Genomic DNA, 17752 nt, shown 5'->3' with positions numbered 1-17752 from the left:
CGTGTGATTCCAAGAAGAGATGAGAAACGAATCGCTTGTGAACGAAGACTGGGCGCGTGTTGTTTCGCGGCTGGGCGGAGCTGAGGCTCTGGAGGCTGGCGCGCGGGAGACGAAGGCGTTTGTTCGCCCGCGCGAGATCAGCAATGCAGTCGATCTGCTGCGGCTGATCCTTGCGTATTGCCTGGGCACGAGAGGTCTGCGGTTGACGGCGGCATGGGCGACTTCGGTGGGCCTTGTCGATATCTCCAACGTGGCTCTGTTATACCGGCTGCGTCAGTCCGGGGATTGGCTTGCACAGCTGATAGGCCGGGCACTTGCGAGCGGTGCGCCGAAGGCAAGCCGCGGTCGACTGATCCGCATCGTTGACGCCACGACGGTCCCAAAAGCTGGAACCGGCGGCAGGCAGAAGAATGCGGTGTGGCGCATCCACAGTGCGTTCGATCTTCCGCAAGAACGTTTTGGTCACTTCGAGCTGACCGACGAACGCGCGGGCGAGACGCTGGACCGGATCCCGCTGATTGCCGGCGAGATCCGTCTTGCCGACCGCGCCTATCTGCAGCCGGAGCGCATGGCGTATCTGGTCGAGGCCGGTGCGGACTTCGTGATCCGCTCGGGCTGGAAGAGCGCTTGTTGGCTGGATCGCAAAGGCAATCTGATCGATCTCGTCGCCGAACTGCGCAAGGCCGCGGCACGCGGCATCATCGACCGGCCGATCTGGGTAAAACGCAAGTCTGGTGGAGCACCGCTTGCTGTGCGTTTGGTTGCCGTCAAGAAACCTGCAGATGCGGCTCAGGCTGCACGGCGCAAGGCACGCAGGACGGCTCAGAAGGGAGGCCATCGTCTCTCCAGGCAAACGCTTGATGCTGCGGATTGGGTGATCCTGGTGACCTCGCTCAAGCCCGAGGACTTCACAACCGCTGATCTGCTTGCCCTTTACCGGCTGCGATGGCGGATCGAACTCGGCTTCAAGCGGCTGAAGAGCCTGATTGGCTTGAAAGGACCTCCAGGAACTGACGAGCGGTCTGCCAGACCCCATATCCTCGCTCACCTGCTGATCATTCTTCTGCTCGAGCCGCTTGTCGACGAACTCGAGGACTCTCCCCGCTTGGCCGAAGCCGCCTAACCAGACCTGCAGCATGGCGCCTGCTCCGTCAGCTCATCGCCTCCCTGCTCCAAGCCATCATTCCCCAGCCCACAATCGCGCGTCTGCGCAGAGCCAGCCTCGCTCTCCAACGACATCTGCGCGAGCCTCCCAGACGTAAACGCCGCTATCAGGCCATGATCAAACTATCTTAGCGCCTATGGGCTTTCGCCGGGACCCAACCACAGGACGTTGGGATTTCACTCGCTGTGGCCGAAGCCACCGCAACAACCGACGCAAGCCGTATCGATGTCTGGAGTTTCGAACGAATAGGCGGTGGAACCGTCCCTGCAATCGTTAACGAAGTCTCGCATCGTCCCTGTAAGCAACTGAAATTGCTTCATAAAATGGCTCAGTTGTAGTTAACAACTTTTAGGCAACTCCTTCCCCCTAGAGTCGGTGCGTTGCAGCTTACTGCTTCCGCAGTAAGCGTCACGCCGCGTTGCGTTCCTACGGTTGACGGGCCGAAGCATGTCCTAGGCTCACCTTAGCGCGGGCGATCGCGGCGCTCTAACTGCCCGATGGACCTCATGTCGGGTTAGGAGGCTGACTTGACTAGAAAGACTCTTTCTAGGCGGCTTTACACACAGCGGCGCGGAATTGATTTTGGTCCGCAGAAAATCCTAAGGGAAACGGGACATGTCGTAAGCGCTGTAGGGAAATGGCCTGGCATCGTAATCATATTGACGACACTCGCACTATGGTTCGGCGTCAGTGTTGTTAGCGTCCTCGCACTATCACATGGAGTGACATCGCTTCGGGATACGGTCGCGACCGTCATGCAAGAGCCTGTAGCCCGGATGAAGCGAAGCGAAATCCGGGTTCGCTCGCATGAGTGAAAACCCGGATTGCGCTGCGCTCCATCCGGGCTACGCTCCTCGCCGCTAAAACTCGCCGTGCACCCGCCCCGAGATGACGTGCGCCGGGCCGCGGTCGGCGTTGTAGGCGGGATTGGCGATGAACTGGTAATCCGCGGTCAGCGTCAGGTTCTTGTTCACTTGGTACGCGTAATAGGTCTCGAAGATGCCTTCGTTGCGGTAGTTGAGCGCGCCGTCGCCGATCAAGAGACCAAGGCCGCCGGCGGCGAGGAAATCGCGATGCGCGGCGGATAGCCCGTTGATCGCGCCGCCGACGCCGATCGTGTCGTTCGGCCGTCCCCAGTAGCTGCCCTTCACAGACACGCCGCCCGAGACGCTGCGGTCGATGTCGGTGAACGACAGGATTTCGGTCTGTCCGTCGTTCCAGCTCAGGCGACCGAACAATCCGACGTCGGTTGCGATCTGCTGCTCGGCATTGATGTAGAAGCCGTATTTCAGATTGTCCTTGCGGATGCCGGCCATCACGGCGTTGATGTCGAGCGCCGGATCCGCGCCTTCGATCGCCAGCGCCTGATTGTAATTGCCGGTGTTGCCGCGATTGCCGAATACGCCGACGCGCAATTTGCCGGGCTGGTCGAAGATCGCATAGCGGCCCTCGAACTCCACCACGGCGCCACCGGTGCTGAACACCAGCGTGTCGCTGTTCGGCGCATTCGGCACCTGGAACAGGCCGGCACGCACCGCCCAGTCCTTGCGGTTCAACTCGACCACCGCGCCGCGCGTATAGCCGGGCAGGTCGGCGGGGAAGTCGTAGGCCGCGGACGACCACATCGCCCAGTTCATGAAGTCGGCGCGCGGATCCTTGGCGTAGGAATTGCCGTCGAAGAAATCACCGACCGCGAAACGGCCGACGACGACGGTGAGGCGATCGATGTCACGCTTGCCCGCCAGTTGGTTGGCGCCATCGGCCACGTCCTCCTGCTCGCCGCCGAAGCCGAAGGTCTGCTTGAAGTAGTAGCGCTGCGGCCGGATCTTCGGATACTCCGCGCCGGCCTTCTGGGCTTCGCCGTTGGGGAAGCCGGCGATGCCGAGCGTGCCGTTGAGGCCAAAGCCCTGCGCGGTCTCGGCGTTGAAGTAGAACTCGCCGCCCTCCCAGAGCCGCACGCCGAGGAACGCCGTCGTGGTCCAGGTCTGCTGCACCTGGCCCCCGCCCGGAAGGCTGTCGGTGCCGGCATAGGGCGAACGAAACGCCGGGTAGCCTTGTCCGATGAACGTGGTCTGTCCGTGCAGGTTCCAGTCGTTGGACTCCGGCGGGACGCTTTGCGTCGGCGTCGCCGACCATGGCGCATCGCCCAACTGATAGTTCAGGCCGAATTTCAGCAGATGGATGCGCGGGTCGATGGTGACGCCGGGCATGCCGAAGTCGGCCAGGCCCATCGTCCGGCGCGACAGGTCGATGTAGTCGTATTCGAGCTTGGCGGTCCAATGGCCGCCCACCGCGAACTCGGCGCCGGCGCCAGCCGTCCACCCGGTTTGATACTGGCCCGGCTCCGACAGGACGTTGCCGGTCGCGTCGTTGACCCTGACCTCGCTGTGTCCCCAGGCGAAGCCGCCGGTGAGATAGGGCATCCAGGTGCCAAAGGCATAGCCGATGCGGCCGCGTACCGTGCCGACATAGTCGATCGATGCGTTGAAGGGCGCCAGCGCACGCCGCGGCAGGTCGACGGGGCTTGTGAAGGTCGCGTCGGCCTCGACACCGAGCACGAAGCGGTTGGCGAACTGCCTGTTATAGCCGGCCTGGAAGCCGCCGATCCCGCCTGTGATGGTCGACGGAAGGAAGACGCTCTGCTCGGGAAGCGGATTGGTGCCGGGGCCGAGGCTGCCGTCGCCGTAGCCGATATGACCGCCGATGTAAAAGCCGGTCCAGCCGTAGACCGCGCTGGTGGCAGGAGACTTGACGGCGATATCGGCCGCTGCTGCCGGCGTGCCGAATGCGGCCGCGCCGAGCGCGGCGCCGGCGGCGATCTGGACCCGGAAAAGGCGGACGCAGGTCATGACGCGGCGTTGTCCGGCGAGGTGGCGATACCGCCTGCCATCACTGCAGATTTGGCGGCCGCTTGCCACCCAAGATTTGAAGTCATCGCCCGCCGTCCCCGGTCTGATCTGGGTAGGTCCACTCGAAGTCAGATCAGCAACCACCGCCTCCAATTTCGTATTGCAAATAATTCGCAATAGCAATTGAACGCCGCCCCTTACCTCCTCGATTTGCACGCAACTATGACAACCGTGCAACAGCACCGGCCGCTTGGCTTCGGCGACCCGGCCGATTGCCTTCCGATCACTCAATCCGATCACCGTCGTCATCCTTCTTCGCCCTTTCGGGCTCCGGTCCTGATTTTGTCCCCAGTGCGACCGCCGCACCGGCGCGTTCGAAAAATCCTGCCGCCGCCAGCGCCGCCCGCAGCTCGGTGCCCGAGATGATGCGCCGCTGATACAGCGCGGTCGCGCTGCGCAGGATGACGCAGGCCAGCCTGAGCAGCAGGATCGCGCCCGATCGCCGGCCTCTGGTCACGCCCCCACCGTCGCCAACTGGACGATGCGGAGCAGCACGAGGCCGGCGGCGACGATCAGATAACCGCGCAGCACGATCATCCATATCCGGCTCAGCGGGCTGAGGCGCGCCGGCGGAAGCTGGCTAAGCGGAGGCATCCGCCATGTGTCGCGATCGAGCTGCGGCCGGGTGCGCGTGAAACGGAAGGCTGCGTTCCGGCGCGACGACATCCCGGTGAGCTTGACAGCCGCCGTGACCGCCAGAGCCAGCCCGCTGCCGCCTGCGAGGATGCCGATGATCCATTGCTCGCTGAGATCGGGGAACAGCACCGCGGCGGTCAGGATCACCGAGAGCATCACCAGTGCCGCGACCACCGCGCCGGTGAACAGGTTCAGCCCGACCGAGTTGACCCAAGGGCCGAGGATGTGGCGGTCGTTGCAGAGCAGCAGCAGGAACACGGTCGCGCTCGGCAACAGCACGCCGGCCAGCGTCTGCACCGCGTTGGTCAAGAGCCCAAGCGGCGTGCCCGGTGTCAGCACCAGCACGGCAGCGAGCACGATCAGGCCGCAATAGACGGCGTAGAAGCCCTTCGCATCCCACGGCTTGCGATGCAGCGAGTGCTTGACCGCAAACACGTCGCCGATCGCGTAGGCCGTCGCCAGCGAGACCGCCGCCGCGCCGATGATGCAGGCATCGAGCAGCGCGAGGGCAAACAGCACCGCCGGAAGCCGGCCGGCATATGTCTCGAGGCCCTTGGCGGTCCCCAGCGCGTCGGTGTAGTTGCCGAATTCGGGCCGTCCGCCGAAGATTTCCGCGCAGAAAGCGATCATCGCGACAGCACCGACGACGACAAGGACGATTCCGAAGCAGAGATCCAGCCGCTCGTAACGGATGAAGCGCGGCGTGATCCGCTTGTCGACGATGTAGCTCTGCTGGAAGAACAATTGCCATGGCGCCACCGTGGTGCCGACGATGGCGACGATCAGCAGCATGACCTCGCTCAGCTTGGCATCCTTCGGCATCTTCGGCACCAGGAAGTCGGTGGCGATCTGGCCGATCGGTGGATGCACCATCAGGATGATGGGCACCAGCAACAGGCTGCCGGCGACCAGCACGATGCCGAAGCGTTCGAAGCGGCGGAAATTGCCGGTCGACACCGCGATCATGACGATCGCAGCGGAGGCCAGCACGCCCCAGAACTGCGACAGGCCGAGATAGTTGAGCGCGAGCGTGATGCCGATGAATTCGGTCACGATCGTCAGCGCGTTCAACAGCAGGAGGTCGATGACGCTGAAGGCGCCCCAGAACTTGCCGAAGCGTTCGAAGATCAGCCGGGCGTGGCCGACGCCGGTGACCGCGCCGAGCCGCACCACCATCTCCTGGTTGACGTAGAGCACCGGGATCAGGAGCATCAGCGTCCACAGCAAGGTGGTGCCGTAGTTCTGTCCGGCCTGGGTGTAGGTGCCGAACGCGCCGGCATCGTTGTCGCCGACCATGACGATCAGGCCGGGGCCGACGATCGCCAGCAGGGTCTTCAGCCGCGCGAGGAATGTCGTGCGCGGCGCGATATCATCTTGCGCGATGCTGCCGAGTGCGCCGTGGATGTCGCCGGCATGGGCCGTATCAAGAATGGCCGTTGGGGTGGTGTTGGTCTCGGTCATGTCAGCGTCTCCTCGCCGCCCGTCGGGCACGGCGCGAGGAACGCGGGACGCGCTTTATGCGCTCACGCGACCTCCGCTGCCGTGAGCAGCGGCATTTCCAGATGTCATGTCGGTTTGGAGTCCCGTTGCTGTGCCGCGATGGCGCGCAACGGGACAACTAGGTCCTTCGTCCATGATCGCCTCCTAAGCGCGCGCCGCGGTCATCACGGCCCGACGCATGGTGATCGACCGCGGGCCGACAAGCCGGCCCGCGCGTCGCTGTTGATCGGGGTTATTGTCCTCGACGGACCACCGGCATTCCAGGCGGCCGTCGATCAGGATCCAATGACAGGCCGGGGTTGGACGCCGGCGGCGGCCCTCCGGGCGGCGAAAGCCCGGGAGGTTGTCATTGCAATGCGTGGCCGCGACAGTCGACGGCGTCATACACCGCGGCTTGAACGGCCGGAATTTTGCGAGTTTCGTGACATCGCTCACCTCCACGTCCGCTGGTCGCGGCAGGCCGGTGAGGATCGGATGGTCAGCCGAAGTGCTGCCGCCCATCCACGCGGCAACAGCCTGCGCGATCAGTGCTGATATCCTGCGGCGGCAGGAGTCCCGTCATCGTCGGGGTACTGTCGCCTGAGTTGCTACTGCCCATTTGCCTTCTTCTGGCGCGTGGCCGGGGCGAAAGCCCCGGTGTGGAACGGAATGTTCCGACGATCGGGCACTACGCCCGGCTCAGAATGCTGTCAAGTTGATTCCGCTATCCTCCCGGGAGGATCGCGATTATCCTCCCGGGAGGATAGGAGAACCGTATGTCCGACGACCACCCGCATGCTGCGATCGCCCGTCGCCTGAAGCGTGCCAACGGCCATCTCGAGACCATCGTCGAGATGATCGAGCAGGGGCGTCCGTGCGCCCAGATCGCCCAGCAATTGCAGGCCGTGGAGAGCGCGATCGAGAGCGCCAAGAAGGCGCTGATCCACGATCACATCGGCCACAGCCTGGAAGATACGCTTCGAGCCTCAGGCTCGAAGGGCCGGGCGGTGCTGCGGGACTTCAGGCTGATCGCAAAATATCTGTGATCGCAGAGCGTTTTCGAGCGAAGTGGATACCGGTTCGCGTGAAGAAAACGCGTCAAAACGAGAGTCTCGGAAAAGGTTGACCCGCCCGGGGGGACGACCGGGCGGGTCGGTGTGCGACACGGGGTGGATGAGGCCCCGCGCCGTACGCAGTATCCGCAGCCTTAAGATGTCACCTGATCAATAGCAGGAGCGCACGCGGCCGATGTAGTTGCCGTAGGCGTCGAACTGGCGAACCCAGCCGCAGCGGCGATAGCCGTCATTGTAGTAGCCGTCATTGTAGCTGTTCTGGGCGGCGATCGCGCTGCCGACGACGGCGGCGCCGACGATGCCCGCGCCGATGCCCCAACCCAGGCCGAACGGCTTGGCATCAGCTTGCGAGGTGGTGGACGCGATGGTGCCGGTCACGGCGAGCGCGGTGAGGGCGATGGCGGCAATCCTGGACTTGATCGACATTGAGAAACTCCATCCTGTGTGGGCGCGGCGCCGGTGTGGTCCGCATGCCCGTTGGACGGGGGCTGCTCAATTCCGGTTCGAAGCGGGTCCAGGAAATACGGTTTCGTGAATTGTTTCGTCGTGGCCGCCGAACGCAACAATTCAGGGTCTATCGATGGCCCAGAAATGTTTCGGGATCGACGCGGTCGAGCTCGTCGAGCAGCTCGCAGAAGGCGCGCGCGCCGTGCTCGAGCAGCGCCTCGCCCTTGTCGGCCGAGGCCTTGGTCGCATCGCCGATCGCGCCGCTCGGATGGAGGTCCTGGGCCTGCCAGGCGAATGGCGCCGGCCGCTGCGTCGACAGCCAGCGGTGTTTTTTCTCGATCGCGACGCTCGCCGGTCGAAAATCCGCGATCGCATCCCGCCGGACATGCTGCGGATATTTCGCCAGCATGATCGAGGTTTCGACGGCGCCGCCATGGATGCCGTGGCGCAGCTCCTCGGCGTCGAACAATCCGTCCGGAACGCCAAACCGCGACCAGCTCGTGGTGACGACAAGCATCCCCTGCTGTGCGCGCAAATCCTGTGCCACCAGCGACATCGCGGCCGAGTTGCCGCCATGGCTGGTCACGATCACGAGCTTCTTCACGCCGGCGAGCGCCACGCTTTCGCCGAGCGACATCCAGCTCCGCAGTGCAATCTCCGTCGGCAGCGTCAGCGTGCCGGGAAAGTCGACATGCTCGGTCGAGATGCCGACCGGTTGCAGCGGCAGAAAGGTCACCGGCACTGTGGCGGCGAGCCGTTCGCGGACCTGTGCGAGGTACGCCTCGCCGATCATGACGTCGGTTCCGAGTGGCAGATGCGGCCCGTGCTGTTCGGTCGCGGCCAGCGGCAGCACCGCGATCCAGCGCGTAGCCGCACCCAGGTCCGCATCTTGGGCGATGTCGGGCCAGTGGATGGCGGTCCAGTCACGGGGTGGAAGTTGAGAAGTCATCAAGCCAGACGTTTCAATACAGGCGTTTCATTGGATGAATTTGCAGGGTAGTTTGTTGGTCCATTTCGAGGGCGTTCCACGTCCCCCAGCTTCCATCATGGGCCAGAATGATCGACGGAGTCCAACCATGAACCGGGCCTTTTTGCCGCGAGCGTTAACCACAGGCCTGCTGGCCGTCGCTATGTCCGCCTTGATATCCGCCTTGGCAGCCCTGGCTGCCTTGGCGCCCGCGCCCGCGCACGCGCAGACCCTGGACAAGGTCTCGTTCGGGACCAATTGGGTCGCCGAAGCCGAGCATGGCGGGTTCTTCCAGGCGGTCGCCGACGGCACCTACAAGCAATACGGCCTCGACGTGTCAATCGTGCCCGGCGGCCCCAACGAGAACAACCGCATGCTGCTGATCGCGGGCAAGCTCGACTTCTTCATGAGCGCGAACTCGCTGCAGACCTTCGACGCCGTCACCAACAACGTGCCGCTGGTCGCGGTCGCCGCCATGTTCCAGAAGGACCCGCAGGTCTTCCTGACCCACCCCGAGGTCAAGGTCACCAAGATCGAGGACTTGAAGCCACTGACGCTGCTGGTCTCGAAAGAGGGCATCGTCACCTATTTCCAATGGATGAAATCCAAATACGGCTTCAGCGAGAGCAAGGTGAAGCCGTACACCTTCAACGCGCAGCCCTTCATCGTGAACAAGGATATCGCGATGGAAGGTTACGTCACCTCGGAGCCTTACGCGGTGGAGAAGGCAGCCGGCTTCAAGCCGAATGTCGTCCTGATCGCCGATTACGGCTTCAACGCCTATTCGACCCTGATCGAAACCCGCCGCGATCTCGTCGACAAGAAGCCGGACCTCGTGCAGCGCTTCGTCGATGCCTCTGTTGTCGGCTGGTATCATTATCTCTACGGCGACAACTCGGCCGGCAATGCGATGATCAAGAAGCTCAATCCCGACATGACCGACGAACTGCTGGCCTATTCGGTCACCAAGATGAAGGAATACGGCATCGTCGATTCCGGCGACACCGCCAAGAACGGCATCGGCGCCATGACCGATGAACGGATGGCGAACTTCTTCGACAAGATGGTGAGCGCCGGCGTGGTCAAGAGCACCATCGATTATCGGCAGGGATATACGCTGCGCTTCGTCAACAAGGCGGTCGGCGTCGAGCTCAGGCCGAAGAACTGACGGCCGGGACGCGCGTGATGGCGGAGCCTGCGTTGCCGGGAGCCGAGGCGGATGCCGCCGGCCTCGCCGTCCGCCTGCGCGGCGTCACCAAGATCTATGACAACGGCGTGACGGCGCTCGGGCCGCTCGACCTCGAGGTGAGGCGTGGCGAGTTCGTCTCGCTGCTCGGGCCGTCGGGCTGCGGGAAATCGACCGCGCTGCGGTTGATCGCAGGCCTATCAGCGCCGAGCGCCGGCTCGGTCGACGTGTCCCGCCATGGTGCACGGCAGCACGGCAGCCACGGAATCGGCTTCGTGTTCCAGGAGCCGACGCTGATGCCGTGGGCCAGCGTGCGCGACAATGTCCGCCTGCCGCTGAAGCTCGCGCATACGCCTGCGCGTGACGCCGACGCACGTATCGGCGATGCGCTCGATCAGGTCGGGCTCACGGAATTCGCCAAGGCCTATCCGCGCGAATTGTCCGGCGGCATGAAGATGCGGGTGTCGCTGGCGCGCGCGCTGGTCACTGACCCCGACATCCTGCTGATGGACGAACCGTTCGCCGCGCTGGACGAGATCACGCGTTTCCGCCTCAACAATGATCTGTTGTCGCTGTGGCGCAATCTGAACAAGACCGTGATCTTCGTGACCCATTCGGTGTTCGAGTCGGTCTATCTCTCGCAGCGCGTGATCGTGATGACCGCGCGCCCGGGCCGGATCGGTGCCGAGTTTCGCATCACCGCATCGGAGCCGCGCGGCGAGGAATTCCGCACCTCGGCGCAATACGCAGCCCACTGCCGCGAGGTCTCGACCGCGCTGGCGCCGTCCTATGCAGGGCAGGCGGGCGCATGAGGTCTCCGCAAGACATCGTCCGCATCCTGCTCCCCGTCGTGGTGTTTGCCGCCGGGCTCCTGGTCTGGGAACTGACCGTCCGGGCCTATGGCATCCAGCCCTATGTGCTGCCGAGCCCGCTATTGGTGCTGAAGACGCTGGTCGCGGATTGGCCGATCCTTGCGCAATCGCTCGGCGTCACGCTCTTGACCACGCTCGAGGGCTTTGTGGCGGCCGCGATCGGCGGCGTCGCGCTGGCGCTGCTGTTCAACCAGTCGAAATGGCTGGAATACTCACTGTTCCCCTACGCGGTCATCCTGCAGGTCACGCCCGTGATCGCGATCGCGCCGTTGCTTTTGATTTATCTGCAGCAGCAGACCGCCGTCATTGTCTGCGCCTGGATCGTCGCGTTCTTCCCGGTGCTCTCGAACACGACGCTCGGGCTCAGCTCGGTCGATCGCAATCTGGCCGGTCTGTTCCAGCTCTATGGCGCATCACGGCTGCAGTCGCTGTTGTTCCTGAAGCTGCCTGCCGCGCTGCCCTATATCCTTGGCGGATTGCGCATCGCCGGCGGGCTGTCGCTGATCGGCGCCGTGGTCGCTGAGATCGCGGCTGGCAGTGCCGGCGCCGGCTCGGGCCTTGCCTTCCGGATCGCGGAATCCGGCTACCGCCTCAATATTCCCCGCATGTTCGCAGCGCTGCTGCTGCTCTCGCTGGCCGGGATTGTCATCTATGGGGTGCTGGCGCTAATTTCGCACCTCATGTTACGACGCTGGCACGAAAGTGCGTTTGGAAAGGAAAGCTGATGGCCCCGATTTCTTCCGAAAAGATCGATCTGCTGGTTTACGGACCGATCCGGCCAATTATCGAGAACGGCTTTCCCGATCAATACGTTCTGCACCGGGCGGAAAGCCGTGGCGACCTCGAACGCCTGACGCCTGAAATCCTCGGCAAGATCCGCGGCATCGCCGTCACCTACCACACGATGGCGACCGACAAGACCGCGCTGGCGCAATTCCCCAAGCTCGAGATCGTTGCGAGCTTCGGCGTTGGCTACGACCACGTCGATTCCGCCTACGCGCGCGATCACAATATCGTGGTGACCAACACGCCCGACGTGCTGACCGAGGAGGTCGCCGACGTCGCGATGGGGCTCCTGATCGCGACCTTGCGCGAATTCGTCAAGGCCGACCGTTACGTGCGCTCCGGCCTGTGGCAGACCCAGAACTATCCGCTCAGCGTCGGCTCGCTGCGCGACCGCAAGGTCGGCATCGTCGGCATGGGCCGGATCGGCCAGGCGATCGGGCGGCGGCTGGAAGCCTCGCGCGTTCCGGTGTCGTACCACTCGCGCAATCCATCCAAGGACGTCTCCTACAAGCATTATCCCGATCTGATCGAGATGGCGAAGGCGGTCGATACCTTGATCGTCATCGTGCCGGGCGGCGCCTCGACGGCGAAGATGATCAACGCCGAGGTGTTCAAGGCGCTTGGGCCCCGCGGCGTGCTGATCAATGTCGCGCGCGGCTCCGTGGTCGATGAGCCGGCGCTGGTCGCGGCGCTGAAGTCGGGCACGATTCTGGCCGCCGGCCTCGACGTGTTCGCGGCCGAGCCGAACGTGCCGGACGAATTGAAGGCGATGCAGAATGTCGTGCTGCTGCCGCATATCGGTTCGGCGTCCGTGGTGACGCGCAACGCGATGGATCAGCTCGTGGTCGACAACATCAGGACCTGGTTCGCCGGCAAGCCGCCGCTGACGCCGGTCGCAGAAACCCCGGTGAAGGACCGCTGATGCAATTGTCCCGCTGCATCGTCGCACTTGCGCTGCTGCTCGCCGGCGGCCTGCCGGCGGTGGCGCAGGACGTCAGGACGTTGCAGAAGGACATGATCGGGCAGTGGGAGCTCGCCACCACCGACCGCAGCAAGACCTGCGTCGTGACGCTGAAGGGCGATGCGACGCCGCAGGGTTTCAAGCTCGAGCTCGAGCCGTCTTGCGCCACAGCCTTGCCCTACACCAAGGACATCGCGGCCTGGAGCATCAAGGGCCTCGGCGACATCGTGCGGCTGCAGAACGCCGGAGGCGACGCGGTGATCGACTTCACCGAGGTCGAGAGCGGCATCTTCGAGGGGCTGCGCACCAATGAGGGCGTCTACATCCTGCAAAACCTCGCTGCGGCCCGCTCGCTCGCCAAGTCGATGGACCAGATGATCGGCGACTGGTCGATGGTCCGCGGCAACGGCCAGGTGATCTGCGGCCTGACGCTGACCAACACCGACGCCGGCAACGACAATTTCCAGGTCTTCCTGAAGCCGAAATGCGACCCCGCGATCGCAGCCTTCAACCCGGCGCTGTGGCGGCTCGAGCACGGCCAAATGCTGCTGATGTCCGCCAAGGGCGAGACCTGGCAGTTCGAGGCCGACGACAACGCCCAGTGGCGCCGGGTTCCGGATAGCGCCGATCCGCTGATGATGCTGCGGGATCAGTAGGGGTGGTCCCGTAGCCCCCGCCAAAAAGCCGGTGTCGTCCCTGCGAAAGCAGGGACCCATAGCCACGATTGCCAATTGGTCTTGCACCGCTGTGGCCACAGCCCGCTTCAACAACTCGACCCTGTGGTTATGGGTCCCTGCTTTCGCAGGGACGACGATGGGGAGGGGACGCCTAAATAATCCCCTCGCGCCTGTCGATCCGGCAATTCCCGGATCGTCGTCTCCCATAGCGAGCCGATTTTGCGGCTATGATCGCCGCAGCTCGCCCAAACAGGAGCTTTTCATGCGTTTTATGTCGATTGTCACCTCGCCGCAGCCGGCGGCGCAGCCGACCCCGGCGCTGCTGGAGGCCATGCACAAGCTCGCCGACCGCGAGATCAAGGCCGGCCGCATGGTCGATACCGGAGGCCTGATGCCGCTCGCGACCGGCGCGCAGGTGCGCGTTGCCGACGGCAATCTCAGCGTCGTCGACGGCCCCTTTGTCGAGGCCAAGGAAGTGATCGGCGGCTACGCGATCTTCGAGCTGCGCAGCAAGGAAGAGGCGGTGGCGCTCGCGGTCGAGTTCATGCAGCTCCACAAGGACCACATGCCAGGCTGGGTAGGCACCTGCGAGGTTCGCGCGTTCGCCGGCTTCGCCGGTCAGTTTCCGGAATAGCAAGGGAGGACAGATAATGCGCTTCATGTATGTCCTGGTGGCCGAGAAACCGATGATGCCGAATCCTGCATTGCGGGAGGCGATCCAGAAGATGGCCGAGCGTGAGGTCCAGGCCGGCCGCATGCTCGACACCGGTGCGTTGCTGCCGCGCACCGCCGGTGCCGAGGTGCGGATCAAGGATGGCAAGCTCAGTGTCATCGACGGTCCGTTCCTGGAAACCAAGGAAGTCGTCGGCGGCTACGCCGTCTTCGAGCTGAAGGACAAGGAGGAGGCGGTGGCGCGCGCGGTCGAGTTCATGCAGCTCCATATCGACCACCAGCCGGATTGGGACCTGTCATGCGAGGTTCGCCCTTTTATCGGCCCCTGACCGGCGCATTCGCCGCATGCCGGTGGCGGCCGTGACGGACGACGACGTCCAGCGCACCATCCTCGGTGTCTGGCGCATCGAGCAGCCGCGGCTGATCACCAGCCTGTCGCGGATGCTGCGCGACGTGCCGCTCGCCGAGGATCTGACCCAGGAAGCCCTGATCGCGGCGCTGGAGCACTGGCCGGTCGCTGGCGTGCCGGACAAGCCGGGCGCCTGGCTGATGGCGACCGCCAAGCGGCGCGCGCTCGACCATTTGCGCCGCAACCGCATGCTCAGCCAGAAGCACGGCATGCTGGCGCACGATCTGGCGCAGGAGCAGCAGACCATGCCCGATTTCGATTCCGCGCTCGACGACGACATTGGCGACGAATTGCTGCGGCTGATCTTCACCGCCTGCCATCCGCGCCTGTCGCGCGAGGCCCGCGCGGCGCTGGCGCTCCGGATGATCTGCGGCCTCACCACCGAGGAGATTGCCCGCGCATTCCTGGTCGCCGAGGCGACCATCGCCCAGCGCATCGTGCGCGCCAAGCGCACGCTGTCGGACTCCGGCCTCGCCTACGAGACGCCGCGCGGCGAGGAGCTGTCGGAGCGGCTCGCCTCGGTGCTCGAGGTCGTCTATCTCATCTTCAACGAGGGCTATACCGCGGCGCGCGGCGACGAATGGCTGCGGCCGCAGCTCTGCAACGAGGCGCTCCGGATGGGCCGGGTGCTGACCTCGATCGCATCGCAGGAGCCGGAGGCGCACGGGCTGCTCGCGCTGATGGAGCTCAACGGCTCGCGGATCGCGGCGCGCACCGATGCCGATGGCGAGCCGATCCTGCTGATGGACCAGAACCGCGCGCTGTGGGACCTCCTGCAGATCCGCCGCGGGCAACTGGCGCTGGCGCGCGCCTGTGAGCTCGGCGGTGGCGGTGGATTCTACGCGCTGCAGGCCGCGATCGTCGCCTGCCACGCTGGCGCCGAGACGGCTGACGCGACCGACTGGCCGCGCATCGCTGCGCTCTATGGCGATCTTGCCGCGCTGGTGCATTCGCCCGTGATCGAGCTCAATCGCGCGGTCGCAATCGGCATGGCAGAAGGCCCGCAGGCCGCGCTCGCGATCGTCGACGGCCTCGCGGATGAGCCGGCGCTGAAATCCTATCATCTGCTGCCAAGCGTGCGCGGCGATCTGCTGCAGAAACTCAGTCGTTTTGACGAAGCGCGCGCCGCATTCGAGGACGCCGCCGCGCTTGCCGGCAACACGCGCGAGCGCGATCTGCTGCTGCGTCGCGCGGCCGTGGCCGCACGCGCTGTATCACGCGACGTGAGCACGCATAAGTGAGGTGAGCACGCAGCTCAGGCACCTTCTCCCCTTGTGGGAGAGGGTGGGGAGAGGGGTGGCCCCGGGCGAGATGATCGAAGGAAGTGCCCTCTACTCAAGAAGAGGGCAACGAAATGCAAAGCTCGGGCAAATCATGTCGCGAGAATGCGGACGTATGACTCACAAATCGCGCAACAAATTCGCTGTCGTCCCGGGCTTGACCCGGGACCCATAACCACAAATGCGAATTGTCTTGCGACGCTGGAGCCCCATCTCACTTCAACAACGCAACCCGGTGGTTATGGGTCCCGCCCTTCGCCGGGACGACATTGTGGGTGTGGCGCGTCGCGTGCCAATTCGTGCGCATTCCGCCTCACGCCGCGCGAATCTTGGCGAGGAAGCTGTCGACCTTGTCACGCAGCATCGCGGCCTGCGCGTTGAGCCCTTCCGCGGAGGTCCGCACCTGGCCGGCGGCGGTGCCGGTCTCGCCGGCGGCGCGGGTGACGATGCCGATATTACCGGACACTTCGCTGGTGCCGCGTGCGGCTTCCTGGACGTTACGCGCGATCTCCCGCGTCGCCGAGCCCTGCTCCTCGACGGCGGACGCGATCGCGACCGTGATCTCGTTGATGCCGCCGATCGTGCCGCCGATATGCTCGATCGCCTGCACCGCCTCGGTAGTGGCTTCCTGCATCGCCGCGACCTGGGCCGAGATTTCCTCGGTCGCCTTGGCGGTCTGGCTCGCCAGCGACTTCACCTCGCTCGCCACCACGGCAAAGCCGCGTCCGGCCTCGCCGGCGCGCGCGGCCTCGATCGTGGCGTTCAGCGCCAGCAAATTGGTCTGGCTTGCGATGTCGCTGATCAAATTGATCACATCGCCGATCTTCTGCGCGGCGGCGGACAGGCCCTGCACCGTGGTGTTGGTGCGGTTGGCCTCCTCGACCGCCTTGTGGGCGATCGCGGTCGATTGCGCGACCTGGCGGCCGATCTCGGAGACCGACGACGACAGTTCCTCGGTCGCCGCGGCTACCGTCTGCACATTGGCGGAGGCTTGCTGCGCCACCGCGGCCACCGAGGTGGCCTGCTGGCTTGCGGTGTCGGCCGCATCGGACATGCTGCTGGAGGTCGTGCGCAGCTCGACGGCTGCACCCGCCAGCGCATCGAGCGAGGCACGCACGCCGTTCTCGAAATCGTCGGCCATCCGGCCGAGCAGGCCGTGCTTGTCGGCTTCAGTGCGCTTCTTCATCGCGTCCTGCTCGCCGCGCAGCCGCACCGCCTCGATCATGCTGTCCTTGAACACCTGGACCGATTGCGCCATGGCGCCGACTTCGTCGCGGCGGTCCTGCGCCGGGATCACGGTCGCGGTATCGCCGGCGGCGATCTTGCGCATCGCCGCGGTCATGCCGGTGATCGGTCGAACGATACTGCGTCCGAGCAAGAGGCACATCGCGACCACCAGCAGCAGGGCGCCGGCGACCAGCGCGCCGATCCACTCGGCCTGGGTCCAGAAGATTGCGTCGATGTCGTCGAGATAGATGCCGCCGCCGATGGTCCAGCCATAGGGCTTGAACTCGACCGCATAGGAGATCTTCGGCATCGGTTCGGTGCCGCCGGGCTTCTGGAAACGGTAATTCACGAAGCCGCCGCCCTGGCCCGCGAGCTCGATCTGCCGCTTGGTGAACAGCACGCCGTCCGGGTCAGGCGAGTTGTAGAGATTCTGGCCCTCGACTTTGGGATTGGGATGCGACTGCACCAGGCCCTGCGAACTGAATGCATAGAAATAATCGCCCATGCCGAAGCGCAGCGTGCGCAACAGCGTCCGGCTGCGCTCGAAGGCTTCCGCGTCGGACAGCCCGGCGGCCTTCGAGGCCTGGTAGTTGAGGTCGACGGCTTGCCGGGCGAGCTGCACGACGTCCTGCAGCTTGGCCTTGCGGTCCTCGAGCAGGCTGTTGCGCAGCGTGGCCAACCCGACGCAAGCGACCGCGACGATGCCGAGCACCGCCACGCCGACCATGATCATGAGCTTGGACGAGATTCGCAGATTGCCGAGCATGGGATGCCTTCTTCGGGAACACGGCAGCCGCAGCGGGCGCCGATGATTCCGAAAGGCTTAACCGCAATTGATAAAAGCCACCCTAATGCTGATAGCCCGAGGCCGCGATCGGTGCACGCCAAGAGGCGCGGCGGCCATTGCGAACCGTCGCGTCATTCAGCAGAACTACGGAGGTTGAAGTCGCGGTCTGCGACCAAAGACTTAGAAACCGCGCATCTGATTCGCGGGCGGAGTCACGGC

16 protein-coding genes are annotated in these 17752 nt (G+C 64.6%); 10 read left to right on the top strand and 6 right to left on the bottom strand.

Annotated elements, in window-relative coordinates; genetic code table 11:
- Positions 1 to 19: 19 nt before the first annotated feature.
- A complete protein-coding gene (locus tag UP09_RS09325; protein WP_044535962.1) occupies positions 20 to 1123 on the top strand; it encodes an IS4 family transposase in 1104 nt (367 codons plus the stop codon).
- Positions 1124 to 2025: 902 nt separating this feature from the next.
- Here the strand turns inward: UP09_RS09325 and UP09_RS09320 are convergent.
- The 3 genes from UP09_RS09320 to UP09_RS09310 form a co-directional block, all read right to left on the bottom strand.
- Entirely contained in the window at positions 2026 to 4014 is a 1989-nt protein-coding gene (locus UP09_RS09320) for a carbohydrate porin (RefSeq protein ID WP_044537840.1), read from the bottom strand.
- A gap of 283 nt (positions 4015 to 4297) precedes the next feature.
- Positions 4298 to 4531 (bottom strand): hypothetical protein, encoded by a 234-nt coding sequence (locus UP09_RS09315; RefSeq protein ID WP_044537839.1) that lies wholly within the window; start codon positions 4529 to 4531, stop codon positions 4298 to 4300.
- Positions 4528 to 6171 carry an NRAMP family divalent metal transporter gene (locus tag UP09_RS09310; protein ID WP_044537838.1) on the bottom strand — a complete coding sequence of 548 codons (1644 nt, stop codon included), beginning with the start codon at positions 6169 to 6171 and terminating at the stop codon, positions 4528 to 4530. The genes UP09_RS09315 and UP09_RS09310 overlap by 4 nt, the downstream gene beginning before the upstream one ends.
- A gap of 794 nt (positions 6172 to 6965) precedes the next feature.
- Here UP09_RS09310 and UP09_RS09300 point away from each other — a divergent pair.
- Positions 6966 to 7235, top strand: coding sequence for a metal-sensing transcriptional repressor (locus UP09_RS09300; RefSeq protein WP_044537836.1), 270 nt, complete (start codon positions 6966 to 6968; stop codon positions 7233 to 7235).
- Between the two features lie 177 nt (positions 7236 to 7412).
- Here the strand turns inward: UP09_RS09300 and UP09_RS09295 are convergent, their stop codons facing one another.
- Both UP09_RS09295 and UP09_RS09290 read right to left on the bottom strand, forming a co-directional pair.
- Positions 7413 to 7688 carry a hypothetical protein gene (locus UP09_RS09295; RefSeq protein WP_044537835.1) on the bottom strand — a complete coding sequence of 92 codons (276 nt, stop codon included), beginning with the start codon at positions 7686 to 7688 and terminating at the stop codon, positions 7413 to 7415.
- A gap of 148 nt (positions 7689 to 7836) precedes the next feature.
- Positions 7837 to 8658 carry a creatininase family protein gene (locus tag UP09_RS09290; protein WP_044537834.1) on the bottom strand — a complete coding sequence of 274 codons (822 nt, stop codon included), beginning with the start codon at positions 8656 to 8658 and terminating at the stop codon, positions 7837 to 7839.
- A 127-nt stretch (positions 8659 to 8785) separates the two neighbouring features.
- On the opposite strand from UP09_RS09290, the gene UP09_RS09285 reads away from it, so the two are divergent.
- From UP09_RS09285 to UP09_RS09250, 8 genes are all read left to right on the top strand, one after another.
- Positions 8786 to 9844 (top strand): ABC transporter substrate-binding protein, encoded by a 1059-nt coding sequence (locus tag UP09_RS09285; RefSeq protein ID WP_044537833.1) that lies wholly within the window; start codon positions 8786 to 8788, stop codon positions 9842 to 9844.
- A 17-nt stretch (positions 9845 to 9861) separates the two neighbouring features.
- Positions 9862 to 10674 carry an ABC transporter ATP-binding protein gene (locus UP09_RS09280; protein WP_044537832.1) on the top strand — a complete coding sequence of 271 codons (813 nt, stop codon included), beginning with the start codon at positions 9862 to 9864 and terminating at the stop codon, positions 10672 to 10674.
- Positions 10671 to 11459: an ABC transporter permease gene (locus tag UP09_RS09275; RefSeq protein WP_044537831.1), complete on the top strand. Its 789-nt coding sequence runs from the start codon at positions 10671 to 10673 to the stop codon at positions 11457 to 11459. The genes UP09_RS09280 and UP09_RS09275 overlap by 4 nt, the downstream gene beginning before the upstream one ends.
- Positions 11459 to 12442 carry a 2-hydroxyacid dehydrogenase gene (locus UP09_RS09270; RefSeq protein WP_044537830.1) on the top strand — a complete coding sequence of 328 codons (984 nt, stop codon included), beginning with the start codon at positions 11459 to 11461 and terminating at the stop codon, positions 12440 to 12442. Before UP09_RS09275 ends, UP09_RS09270 begins: the two co-directional genes overlap by 1 nt.
- Positions 12442 to 13137, top strand: a complete 696-nt coding sequence (locus UP09_RS09265; RefSeq protein ID WP_044537829.1) for an AprI/Inh family metalloprotease inhibitor — start codon at positions 12442 to 12444, stop codon at positions 13135 to 13137. Before UP09_RS09270 ends, UP09_RS09265 begins: the two co-directional genes overlap by 1 nt.
- 283 nt (positions 13138 to 13420) lie before the next feature.
- Positions 13421 to 13792, top strand: coding sequence for a YciI family protein (locus tag UP09_RS09260; RefSeq protein ID WP_044537828.1), 372 nt, complete (start codon positions 13421 to 13423; stop codon positions 13790 to 13792).
- 16 nt (positions 13793 to 13808) lie between these two features.
- Entirely contained in the window at positions 13809 to 14159 is a 351-nt protein-coding gene (locus tag UP09_RS09255; RefSeq protein WP_044537827.1) for a YciI family protein, read from the top strand.
- A gap of 16 nt (positions 14160 to 14175) precedes the next feature.
- The gene (locus tag UP09_RS09250) at positions 14176 to 15480 is read left to right on the top strand and encodes an RNA polymerase sigma factor (protein ID WP_044537826.1); all 1305 of its coding nucleotides are present in this window, start codon (positions 14176 to 14178) and stop codon (positions 15478 to 15480) included.
- 352 nt (positions 15481 to 15832) lie between these two features.
- On the opposite strand, the gene UP09_RS09245 is transcribed toward UP09_RS09250, so the two are convergent.
- Positions 15833 to 17512, bottom strand: coding sequence for a methyl-accepting chemotaxis protein (locus UP09_RS09245; protein WP_044537825.1), 1680 nt, complete (start codon positions 17510 to 17512; stop codon positions 15833 to 15835).
- Between the last annotated feature and the right edge of the window lie 240 nt (positions 17513 to 17752).

Origin of the sequence: Bradyrhizobium sp. LTSP885 (genome assembly GCF_000938305.1) — a bacterium.
Lineage (GTDB): Bacteria > Pseudomonadota > Alphaproteobacteria > Rhizobiales > Xanthobacteraceae > Bradyrhizobium.
This window is presented reverse-complemented; position numbering and strand designations above follow the sequence as displayed.